Origin of the sequence: Bradyrhizobium sp. (assembly GCF_028868675.1) — a bacterium.
Classification (GTDB): domain Bacteria; phylum Pseudomonadota; class Alphaproteobacteria; order Rhizobiales; family Xanthobacteraceae; genus Bradyrhizobium.
Genome location: NZ_JAGWUA010000173.1, coordinates 1 through 10798, shown reverse-complemented (window position 1 = coordinate 10798; position 10798 = coordinate 1). Strand labels below are relative to the sequence as shown.

Sequence of the window (10798 nt, the reverse complement as noted above, 5' to 3'; positions counted from 1 at the left end):
GACGCGCGCGGCAAGCTCGGGATCCCAGGACTGGAACTCGACGACGATGACGCGCGACTTGTCGACCGCATAGGCCGTCAGACGGTCGTAGTAGGCCTCCATCACCCGCTCTTCGGGCGTCATGCTGAAGGGATCGCGGCCGATGCCGACCAGCGCCAGCAGGGATTTGAGCGGGGTGACGCCCTGCAGCACGGGATCGAATTCCGCCCGCTCGGCGAGCTTGTTCTTCCTGATGATCTCGCGCGCGAGATCGCGCGACAGCACGAGCTGCACCTGGCTCGTGACGGCTTCGGCGTCGAGCGCCTGGCGCTCCTCGGGCCGCTCGCTGTTCGGCCGCAGGAACACGTTCTCGCGCCCGTCGACCAGGATACGTGCTTCGGACTTGTAGCGAGGCGTCAACATGTTGACGGCGGCGACCGAGAGCACGAGCGCCAGCAGCGTCGGCACGATGATCCAGCCGCGTTTGCGTGCCAGCGCCCGGCCGAGCAGGCGGAAGTCGATGTCGCCCGACCCGGCATCCGGCGCCGGCTTCTCCACCCGCTGCCTCGGCTTGACCACGGCGGGCGCGGCCTTCGGAGCGACCCACTTCGCCGCCGCCTTCTCTCTCAGGGCACGCAAGAACGCCAAACGCATCGCACACTCCCGCGGAGACGCCACAAATCCACTTCAACCGGCGCGATTACACTCCATTAAGGTTGCCGGCGGGTTAATCGCCGCCGACCCAGCGAGAGGCGCCGGCGTCCATGCCGCACGCGAAAACACCATTTGTTAACCATGAAGCCCCTTAATCCGACTCGCTATTTCGCGGGATCATTCCGCTTTCGCCGGACGACGCCCTGGTTTTGTCATGCCCCCTCCTCCCGACCAGCCGTTGCGCATCCTGCACGCCGTGCGCGCCCCGGTCGGGGGCATCATCCGCCACATCCTCGATCTCGCCAACGGCCAGGCCGATCGCGGTCATCACGTCGGCATTCTCGCCGACGGCCTGACCGGCGGCGAGCGCGCAGACAAGGCGCTCGCCGAGATCGCGCCGCGGCTGGCGCTCGGCGTGCACCGGATGGCGATCCGCCGCGAACCCTCGCCGGACGACCTACTGGTCTGGGCGCGGATGACGCTGCTGATCCGCAAGCTCCGGCCGGACGTCCTGCATGGCCACGGCGCCAAGGCCGGGGCCTTCGCCCGCCTGCGGCGGCGATCGGACGACAGAATCCGCGTTTACACGCCCCATGGCGGCTCGCTGCACTACCCGCTCAACACCTTCAAGGGCGAGTTCTACGCGCGGCTGGAGCGGACGCTGATGAACAGCACCGACCTGTTCCTGTTCGAGAGCGCGTTCGCGCGCGACACCTATCAGCGCATCGTCGGCACGCCCAGGGGCATCGTGCGCTCCGTCTTCAACGGCGTCACGCCGGAGGAGTTCGAGCCAGTCGTTACGGCGGAGGATGCCACCGACATCGCCTATGTCGGCGAGTTCAGGCATATCAAGGGCGCCGATCTCCTGATCGACGCAGTGGCGCGGCTGCACACCGGCGGCCGGAAGCTGACGCTCACGCTCGGCGGCGACGGCGAGGAGATGACGGCGCTGAAGGCCCAGGTCGAGAAACTCGGGCTGGCAGGCTCGATCCGATTCATCGGCCACGTCAAGGCGCGCTACGGCTTCTCCAAGGGGCGGCTCCTGGTGGTGCCCTCGCGCGGCGATTCCATGCCCTATGTGGTGATCGAGGCGGGCGCGGCCGGCATCCCGATGATCGGGGCCCGCGTCGGCGGCATCCCCGAGATCTTCGGCGCCGAGAGCACCGCACTGTTCGCGCCCAGCAACGTCGACGCGATGGCGGAGGCGATCGGGGCCGCGCTTGCCGATCCGCAAGCAACAGCCGAACGTGCCGTGGTGCTGCGCGCGCGCATCGCCCGGCATTTCTCCCAGCAGGCCATGGTCGAGGGCGTGCTTGCCGGATACCGCACGGCGTTTGCCGATCATTAACCCTCATTTACCAAGCTAAGAGTTTCTTCCGAATTGTCCGATAAGCGAACCGGTGGGGAATTCCGCCCGGGCGAAGCACGCCTATGTGTGGAATCGCAGATACGGACGTGGACGACAGTGGAACCGATCAACGCACGCTCAATGCTCGATGTGACGGCAGGCGCGACCGCCGACCAGCCGTTCGTGGAGCGGCGGCGTCGGCTCTCGCCGGCAGCCCTCGAAGTGGTCAACCGGAAGGTCCACAAGGCTTATTCGCCGATCGTGATCGCCGGCTTCGTGCGGCTTGCCGATTTCGCCATGCTCAGCGTCGTCGGGACCGCCGTCTATCTCGCCTATGTAATCCCGCTGTCCGGCTTCCACTGGGAATATTTCGTGGCGATCCTCGGCATCACGGCGGTGGCCGTCGTGTGCTTCCAGGCCGCCGACATCTATCAGGTGCAGCTCTTCCGCGGCCACCTCCGGCAGATGACGCGGATGATCTCGTCATGGTCGTTCGTGTTCCTGCTGTTCATCGGCGTGTCGTTCTTCGCCAAGGTCGGCGGCGAGGTGTCGCGGGTATGGCTCGCGGGCTTCTTCTTCGTCGGCCTCGCCGCGCTGATCGGCAGCCGCGCGTTCCTGCGCTCGCTGGTACGCAACTGGGCGCGTCAGGGCCGGCTCGACCGCCGCACCATCATCGTCGGCTCCGACCGCACCGGCGAGGAACTGATCGAGGCGCTGAACGCACAGGACGATTCCGACATCCACATCCTCGGCGTATTCGACGACCGCAACGACAGCCGCGCGCTCGACACCTGCGCCGGCGCACCGAAGCTCGGCAAGGTCGACGACATCGTCGAATTCGCGCGCCGCACCCGCGTCGATCTCGTGCTGTTCGCGCTGCCGATCTCGGCCGAGACGCGCATCCTGGAGATGCTGAAGAAGCTCTGGGTGCTGCCGGTCGACATCCGCCTGTCCGCACACACCAACAAGCTGCGCTTCCGCCCCCGCTCCTATTCTTATCTCGGCGAGGTGCCGACGCTCGACGTGTTCGAGGCGCCGATCACCGACTGGGACCTGGTGATGAAATGGCTGTTCGACTGCATCGTCGGCGGCCTCGCCTTGATCGCAGCCCTGCCGGTCATGGGACTGGTGGCGCTGGCGATCAAGCTCGACAGTCCCGGCCCGGTCCTGTTCCGCCAGAAGCGGTTCGGCTTCAACAACGAGCGCATCGACGTGTTCAAGTTCCGCTCGATGTATCACGATCAGGCCGACCCGCTCGCCGCCAAGGTCGTGACCAGGAACGATCCGCGCGTCACGCGCGTCGGCCGCTTCATCCGCAAGACCAGCCTCGACGAACTGCCGCAGCTCTTCAACGTGGTCTTTGCCGGCAACCTCTCCCTGGTCGGCCCACGCCCGCACGCGGTGCAGGGCAAGCTGCAGAGCCGCCTGTTCGACGAGGCCGTCGACGGCTATTTCGCCCGCCACCGCGTCAAGCCGGGCATCACAGGCTGGGCCCAGATCAACGGCTGGCGCGGCGAGATCGACAACCAGGAGAAGATCCAGAAGCGCGTCGAGTTCGATCTCTATTACATCGAGAACTGGTCGGTGCTGTTCGACCTCTACATCCTGCTCAAGACGCCGTTGTCGCTGCTGACCAAGAGCGAGAACGCGTATTGAGGCACGTCGTCGCGGCGGAGCCGCGGCGGCGGAAGTCGTAGTTCGAGTTGCGTAGGCGTGTGAGCGTGCGATGGCGTATGCGGCGACAGCCGGGGGACTGACGGCAGCGGCGCCGGCCGCACCCGGCGTGCTGGCGCTGCAGCGCGCGCTGGTCTGGCTGGTCGGCGCCTCCGGCGCCATCGTCTTCATCGAGCCGAGCCCATACGAGATCGTGACGCTGCTCGCTACCGTCGCCTTCTTCGCCACCGGGCTGCGGCTGAAGCTCGCCTTCATGCCGCTGGTCGGCCTCCTGTTCCTGCTCAATCTCGGCTACACGATCTCGGCCATCCCGCTGCTCGACCGATCCGAGGTCGCAAACTGGATCGCGACCTCCTGGTACATGGCGGTCACCGTGGTGTTCTTCGCCATGGTCGCCTCCGAGGACACGGCGGCCCGCCTCGACATGCTGCGCCGCGGGCTGGTCGCCGGCGCGATGGTCGCTTCGCTTGCCGGCATCGGCGGCTATTTCCATCTGGTGCCCGGCGGACACGATCTCCTGACGCTCTACGAACGGGCACGCGGCACCTTCAAGGATCCCAACGTGTTCGGCGCGTTCCTGATCCTGCCGGCGCTGCTCGTGCTGCAGAGCGTGGTGTCCGATCCGTTCGGCAAGGCGCTCCGCAACGCGATCGCGTTCGCCGTCATCGCGCTCGCGATCCTGCTCGCCTTCTCCCGCGCCGCCTGGGGCGGGCTGGTCCTGACCGCGGCCTTCATGCTGGCGCTGATGGTCCTGACCAGCCAGAGCCGCGCGCAGCGCGCGCGCATCGTCACGATCACGGTCGTTGCCGCGATCCTGGGCGCGATGCTGATCGCGGTGCTGCTGTCGTTCGATTCCATCGCCGAGATGTTCAAGCAGCGCGCGAGCTTCGACCAAAGCTACGACGAAGGCCGCTTTGGCCGCTTCGGCCGGCACATCCTCGGCGCCGACATGGCGCTCGACCTGCCGTTCGGCATCGGGCCGCTGCAGTTCCACCGCTACTTCCCCGAGGACACGCACAATTCCTATCTCAACGCCTTCATGTCCGGCGGCTGGCTGTCCGGTGTCTGCTATCCCGCGCTGGTGTTCACCACCGTCGTGATGGGTTTTCGTCACCTCCTCGTGCGTGTGCCCTGGCAGCGCTGCTATCTCGCGATCTTCGCCGCCTTCCTCGGCACGGTCGGCGAGAGCTTCATCATCGACACCGACCACTGGCGGCACTTCTGGATGATGCTCGGCGCGATGTGGGGCATGATCGCGGCGGCGCAGGCCCATAAGGCCTCGACATCAAGCTATCCTTCGCAGGCGCCTACGTCTCCACCGTGAACGTCAGCCCGGCATGATCGACCAGGCGCTTGATCAGCTTGTGCCGCATGGCCGCGCCTGGCGTCCAGAAACCACCCTTCACGTCGGTCGCGTCGCGCAGCAGGCAGATCGCGCATTCGGAGATCATCTTCGAGGTCGAGCCGTAGCCGGGATCGCGGTCGCCCTTCACCGCGGCGCGGACCTGGCGACCGTCGGGCGCGATCGCGACGTAGAGCAGATCGTAGCGGCCGTTCTCGCGCTCCTCCTTCGAGGGGCCCTCGCCGGGCTTCGGCGCGCCGGGGCCGGTCTTCTCGGCGTTGGCCGCCACGACCTTCCTGGCGTTCGCCTCGCCCTTCTCGCCGGGCCCGGTCAAGACCATCTCGTCGTAGACGAACTCTTTGCCGTATGGAAAGCCCATCAGCATGTTGGAGCGATGGACGTTGCGGGTGTTGATCATCGCCATCATGAACGGCGCGGTCCAGGAGCCGAGATCCTCCTCATAGGCCGGGCGGTTGCCCTTCGGCTGCTTGGGGCCGGAAAATCCGGGTGTCAGCGCAAAATGATCGTTGAGAATCGCGACCAGGCTGAGATCCTTGGCGACCGCATCGAAGGTCGCTTTCGCGCTCGCGGCCGTGCCGCCGGAGAGCGTGCCGCGCATGTCGCGGACGCGGCCCTTGACGCGCGCGGCCGGCGCGCCGAACACGCGTTTGGCCTCCTCCTGCACGAAGAACGCGCCGAGCTCGAACGGCACGGAGTCGAAGCCGCAGGAGAACACGATGCGCGCGCCGCTCGCCTTCGCGGCCGCCTCATGCTTGTCGATCATCTGCCGCATCCACACCGGCTCGCCGCAGAGATCGAAATAGTCGACGCCGGCGGCGACGCAGGCCGCAAGCAGGTCTTCGCCGTACCACTGGTACGGGCCGACGGTGGTGATCACCGACCTGGTCCGGTCCACCATCGCCTTCAGCGATTCCGCATTGGAAGCGTCCGCCACGATCACCGGCGTGTCGGCGGGCGCGCCGATCGCATCACGCACCGATTTCAGCTTATCGAGGCTGCGGCCGGCCATCGCCCATTTGAGCTGCTTGTCGTCCTTGTAATGCGCCGCCAGATATTCCGCGACGAGCTGACCGGTGAAACCGGTCGCGCCGTAGACGACGATGTCGAATTCCCTGGAGCTCATACGTTGCGGCCTCTACTTCTTGTAACTCACGCCCATGCCGGCGCGGACGTCGCTCTGGATACCATAGGGCGGGATCGGGTAGCGCAGCCCGTTCTTCGCCAGCGCCTTCATGCCGACGATCGCCTTGGCGAGATGCTCGGGCTTCAGGGCCATCAGCATCTCTTCGTCCGGCACGCCGCCATAGCGCCGCTCGGCGTAGCATGGCAAGGACAGGCTGGGCTCGCCCGTCTTCAGCGCCCGCCCCCAGGAATCCGCGCACGCGGTCTCGCCGACCACGCCCCATTCGAACTTCCTGTAGCCGGTATATTGCAGCCCGTTGATCAGGATGATCATCTGGCCCGGCGTCGCATAGACGAGACAGATGTCCGGCGGATCGAGCCGGCCGCTCGCAAGCGGGCTCACCGCGAGCGCCTGGTATTGGCCGAACGGTACCACATCGAGCGCCTCCTGGCGCTTGCGCGCGTCTTCCGCCGTGCCGTGCCACACGCCGACATAGTTCTCGCCCGCGAGCCATTTGTCGTCCTGCGGCGCAAGGCCAATGACCGCGCGGCACTGCGCGCCGACGAGGTCGTCCGCGGTGATGCCGACGGTCCACCCGAGACGCGAGGCCATGCTGACGATCTGGTCGGTGGTGTGGATCGCGTTCGGCCGGCGGATCTTCGGGATCGCCTCCATGTCCTCGACACGGGCGAACAGCTTCATGCCGATCACCGTCGTCTTCAGCCGCAACAGGCTGTTGAGGTCGGCGACGATGCCGGCGAGGTCGACCGGCTCTGCGATCTGTTGTTGCATGGTTTGCTCCCGACCTGGATCCTGTGGTCGTGCTTTCTAGTCCTTGGCGGGGCCGGGAAGCAACTCGCCGGTCCGTCCCCATAGCCGATAGGCGAACAATCCCATCCATTCCCGGATGGCGGTATCGGTCCGGCTCAGCCCGTCGAGCGCGACCGGCGTGAAGGCGAACGGCTGATCGCCGATCCGCCAGTCGACGGGATAGGCCTCGACGGGGAAACCGGCCTTGCGGAACAGGCCGACCGAGCGCGGCATGTGATAGGCCGAAGTCACGAGCAGCCAGCGTTCGCCCGGCTTCGGCGCGACCAGCGCCTTCGTGAACACGGCGTTCTCGAGCGTATTGCGCGACTGCCGCTCCAGGATCATGCGCTGCCTGTCGATGCCGAGAGCCTCCAGCAGCGTGGCGGCATAATCGGCTTCCTTCGCGTCGTTGGAGACGAGATTGGGACTGCCGCCGGTGAAGACGATGCGGGCGTTCGGATAGCGCCGCGCCAGCTCGGCCGCGGCAAACATGCGGTCGGCGGCGGAGTGAACCACGGGACGGCCATGCGCGGCCGACAGGTCGGCGTCGAGCGGACCGCCCAGCACGACGATGCCGTTGGGCGTCCCGCGGGAGGCATCCCATGGCGGAAAACGTGTCTCCAGCGGATAGAGCAGGAGACTGCCGAGCGGCGAGAACGCGCACAACGCCAGCAGCACGATCGCGGCCGCCATCAGCTTGCGGCCGAGCGCCGCACGGCGTGTCGCGAGCAGCACGAACCCGACGAGACCGAGCGCGATCGAGAAATTCGTCGGCAGCAGCGCGACGCCGAGCGTCTTGGAGAGAGCGAAAAACAGGGGGCGCCTCGCATCACATCTGAACGCGTCATACGCGGGCTTGACCCGCGTATCCATCATCATCGACAATTCTTTTGAAAGACGATGGATCGCCGGGTCAAGCCCGGCAGTGCCGATCCGGGAAATGAGCTGCGATGACCCACCATCACCTCCATTCGAGCCCCGAGACCTGCCATTGGGGCTTCTTCGAAGCCAGATTGAAGCCGGTGCTCACGATCGAGAGCGGCGACGAGGTGACGGTCGACACGATCAGCGGCGGCCCGGAGATGGTGCCGGATCGCAGCAAGTTTCATGTCCCGCCCGAGCTGTTCGACGTGCACGCCCGAAACGAGCGTATGCTGCCCGGCCACATCCTCACAGGGCCGATCGCGGTGAACGGCGCCGCCATCGGCGACGTGCTCGAAATCCACATCCTCGACGTCAAGCTGCGGCAGGACTGGGGCTGGAATCTGATCAAGCCGCTCGCCGGCACTCTGCCGGACGACTTTCTCGAGACGCGGCTGCTCAACATCCCGCTCGATCTGAAGCGGATGGTCGGCCGCCTGCCCTGGGGGCTCGATCTGCCGCTAAAGCCGTTTTTCGGCGTCATGGGCGTGGCGCCGCCGCCTGCCTGGGGCCGCATCTCCTCGCTCATCCCGCGCGCGATGGGCGGCAATCTCGACAACAAGGAGCTCATCCCCGGCGCGACGCTGTACCTGCCGGTGTTCGTGCCGGACGCGCTCTTCTCCTGCGGCGACGGCCATGGCGTGCAGGGCGACGGCGAGGTCTGCGTCACCGCGATCGAGACCGCGCTGCAGGGCCGCTTCCGCTTCACGCTGCGCAAGGACATGCGGCTCGACGGCCCCCGCGCCGAGACGCCGACCCACTACATGACCATGGCCGTCGATCCCGACCTCGACCAATGCGCGGTGCGCGCGCTGCGCGACATGATCGCGCTGCTCGTCGAGAAGCGAAACCTGTCGCGCGAGGACGCCTACACGCTGTGCAGCCTGGCGGCCGACCTGCGAGTGACGCAGACCGTCAATGGCTCCAAGGGCATCCACTGCATGATCGAAAAGGCGATCGTGCACGGCTAGCCGATCGAGGCTTCCAACAAAACTCGCGGTTCAACCCCATGCACAGTGGCGCGGGGCTTGCGGGATGATGCCTGGCTGGATTCGCAGAGGCGCCCCCCCCTGTCTCCCTGCGCCCGTCGTCCCGCAACGGACACAGGCCGGCCGATTACGCCAATTTTTCCCCAGCGATTCCAAGTGTCTCGGGACGGTTCACGAGATCATTTGACTTCTACCGTCAAACCTAAATAGAGTCTTAATCGTTACTTTTATGTATCTTAGTAAGAGGCTAGCGTTCGGCCATGGCCACCGAAAAAGCCGAGACTGACCGCATTCCCGTTACCCTGGCGCTCTCGACCATCACGTACCTCGAAAAACTGGTGAGACAGGGCACCCACGGCACCAGCGTACCAGGCGTCGCACGGACATTGATCGAGGAAGGCATCCGGCTCGCCATCAAGGACGGGCTGCTGTCGATCCGCGACAATGGCAAGACGTGACGCGCAGGCGCTGATTTGGCGAAACGGACGGTTCTCGGGCCGGGTGGTCGACGACCATCTCTCAACCCTGGGACCGTCTCACATGCGAACCACCCTGCCGACCTGGACCGACGACCGCATCGAACGCCTGAAGACCCATTTCGAAGCCGGCCTGTCCTGCCGCGAGATCGCCGCCGACATCGGCGTCAGCCGCAACGCCGTCATCGGCAAGCTCTCCCGGCTCAATTTGACGCGCGGCAGGCCACCGGGCGAGGACCGCCGCGCGGAGCGAAAGCGCGGCGAGGCTGCGCGCGGACGGAAGGCGGTGCCGCGGCTGCAATACGAACTGCTCGCCGCGATCTATGGCGAGGCGCCGGTCCCGCTCTTGGACGAACCGATCGACGAGACCAACCGCTGCTCCCTGCTGGAGCTCGGCGCAAACCGCTGCCGCTGGCCGATCTCGTCGCCGGGCGCGGACGATTTCTGCTTCTGCGGCAACGCTTCGCCTGACGGCCAGCCCTATTGTGCCGGCCACAGCCGCCTCGCCTACCGGCCGAACTCGCGCCCGCGCGTGGCGCGCCTCTGACCGTCAGCCCAGCCGCCAGCCGACCTCTTGCGTGAAGCTCTCGTAGAACGCGCGGTCGTAGGCCTGCTCGGGCGTCTTGCGCACGCGCTCGTCGAGGCGTTTGGCGTCCTCGCCGACCAGGATGCGCCATTGGCCGGCCTTGACGCCGTCGAGGATGATCTTGGCGGCCTGCGCGGCCGTGGTCGGCGCGTCCTCGAGGAAGCTGCGGGCGCGCTCGGCGAACGCCGCCTGGATGTCGTCGTCCGACATCTTCTCGGCGTCGGGCATGCCGGCGGCGACCATGCGCTTGCGGGTCAGCGCGATCTCGTCGGCGTTGAGGCGCTCCGAGCCGTCGCCGCTCTGCACCCTGCGCGAGTTGAAGACGATCGAGGTGCCGATATGGCCGGGCATCACCACCGAGCACTTGATGTGCGGCGCGTGCAGGCGCAGATCGTTGATGAGCGCCTCGGTAAAGCCCTTGACCGCGAATTTCGCCGAGCTGTAGGCGGTGTGCGCCTGGCCCATGCCGATCGAGGCCCAGAAGCCGTTGACGCTGGAGGTATTGACGATGTGGCCCTCGTCCGCCTTCACCAGCATCGGCAGGAAGGTGCGCACGCCGAGATAGACCCCGCCCCAGCAGATGTTGAAGGTGCGCTCCCACTGCTCGCGCGTGTTGCTGAACAGGCTACCGCCGCCGCCGATGCCGGCGTTGTTGAACAGGAGATGGATCCTGTCGGTCGCCTGCTGCTCTGCGAGCTCGTCGCGGAAGCGCTCGAGGTGATCCTCGATCGAGACGTCGGCGACGTGGGTGGTGACGCGCAGGCCCTGCGGCAGCTTCTCGACCTCGCACAGCCGCCTGGTCTCGGCCATGGCGGCCTCGGAGACGTCGCACATCGCGACATTGCAGCCCTCGGCCACGAGCTGGCGCGCCAGCT

11 protein-coding genes are annotated in these 10798 nt (G+C 66.5%); 6 read left to right on the top strand and 5 right to left on the bottom strand.

All coding sequences use genetic code 11. The features are described from left to right. A partial coding sequence (locus tag KGM94_RS19455) for a Wzz/FepE/Etk N-terminal domain-containing protein (protein WP_300263092.1) occupies positions 1-633 on the bottom strand: 633 nt, incomplete at its 3' end. A gap of 214 nt (positions 634-847) precedes the next feature. Here KGM94_RS19455 and KGM94_RS19450 point away from each other — a divergent pair. The 3 genes from KGM94_RS19450 to KGM94_RS19440 all read left to right on the top strand — a co-directional run bounded on the left by KGM94_RS19450 (position 848) and on the right by KGM94_RS19440 (position 4979). Then, on the top strand, positions 848-1981 hold the full coding sequence (locus KGM94_RS19450) for a glycosyltransferase family 4 protein (protein WP_300263089.1): 1134 nt from the start codon (positions 848-850) through the stop codon (positions 1979-1981). Between the two features lie 117 nt (positions 1982-2098). Further along, positions 2099-3637 (top strand): undecaprenyl-phosphate glucose phosphotransferase, encoded by a 1539-nt coding sequence (locus KGM94_RS19445; protein WP_300263085.1) that lies wholly within the window; start codon positions 2099-2101, stop codon positions 3635-3637. Positions 3638-3707: 70 nt separating this feature from the next. Then, positions 3708-4979 carry an O-antigen ligase family protein gene (locus tag KGM94_RS19440; protein WP_300263082.1) on the top strand — a complete coding sequence of 424 codons (1272 nt, stop codon included), beginning with the start codon at positions 3708-3710 and terminating at the stop codon, positions 4977-4979. Here the strand turns inward: KGM94_RS19440 and KGM94_RS19435 are convergent. Genes KGM94_RS19435 through KGM94_RS19425 form a run of 3 tightly spaced genes read right to left on the bottom strand, consistent with a single transcriptional unit; the run spans position 4963 to position 7767 of the window. Then, on the bottom strand, positions 4963-6141 hold the full coding sequence (locus KGM94_RS19435; RefSeq protein WP_300263079.1) for a saccharopine dehydrogenase NADP-binding domain-containing protein: 1179 nt from the start codon (positions 6139-6141) through the stop codon (positions 4963-4965). The genes KGM94_RS19440 and KGM94_RS19435 overlap by 17 nt on opposite strands. A gap of 12 nt (positions 6142-6153) precedes the next feature. Further along, positions 6154-6933 (bottom strand): DUF169 domain-containing protein, encoded by a 780-nt coding sequence (locus KGM94_RS19430; RefSeq protein WP_300263076.1) that lies wholly within the window; start codon positions 6931-6933, stop codon positions 6154-6156. A gap of 36 nt (positions 6934-6969) precedes the next feature. Further along, positions 6970-7767 (bottom strand): YdcF family protein, encoded by a 798-nt coding sequence (locus KGM94_RS19425; RefSeq protein WP_300263094.1) that lies wholly within the window; start codon positions 7765-7767, stop codon positions 6970-6972. Positions 7768-7901: 134 nt separating this feature from the next. Between KGM94_RS19425 and KGM94_RS19420 the strand changes: the two genes are divergently transcribed. The 3 genes from KGM94_RS19420 (at position 7902) to KGM94_RS19410 (ending at position 9884) form a co-directional block, all read left to right on the top strand. Beyond that, complete coding sequence (locus KGM94_RS19420; RefSeq protein WP_300263073.1) at positions 7902-8843, top strand: acetamidase/formamidase family protein; 942 nt, start codon at positions 7902-7904, stop codon at positions 8841-8843. A gap of 278 nt (positions 8844-9121) precedes the next feature. Then, positions 9122-9319 carry a hypothetical protein gene (locus tag KGM94_RS19415; RefSeq protein WP_291603729.1) on the top strand — a complete coding sequence of 66 codons (198 nt, stop codon included), beginning with the start codon at positions 9122-9124 and terminating at the stop codon, positions 9317-9319. Positions 9320-9401: 82 nt separating this feature from the next. After that, complete coding sequence (locus tag KGM94_RS19410) at positions 9402-9884, top strand: GcrA family cell cycle regulator (protein WP_300263061.1); 483 nt, start codon at positions 9402-9404, stop codon at positions 9882-9884. Positions 9885-9887: 3 nt separating this feature from the next. Here the strand turns inward: KGM94_RS19410 and KGM94_RS19405 are convergent, their stop codons facing one another. Further along, positions 9888-10796 (bottom strand): SDR family NAD(P)-dependent oxidoreductase, encoded by a 909-nt coding sequence (locus KGM94_RS19405; RefSeq protein WP_300263058.1) that lies wholly within the window; start codon positions 10794-10796, stop codon positions 9888-9890. Positions 10797-10798 lie beyond the last annotated feature (2 nt).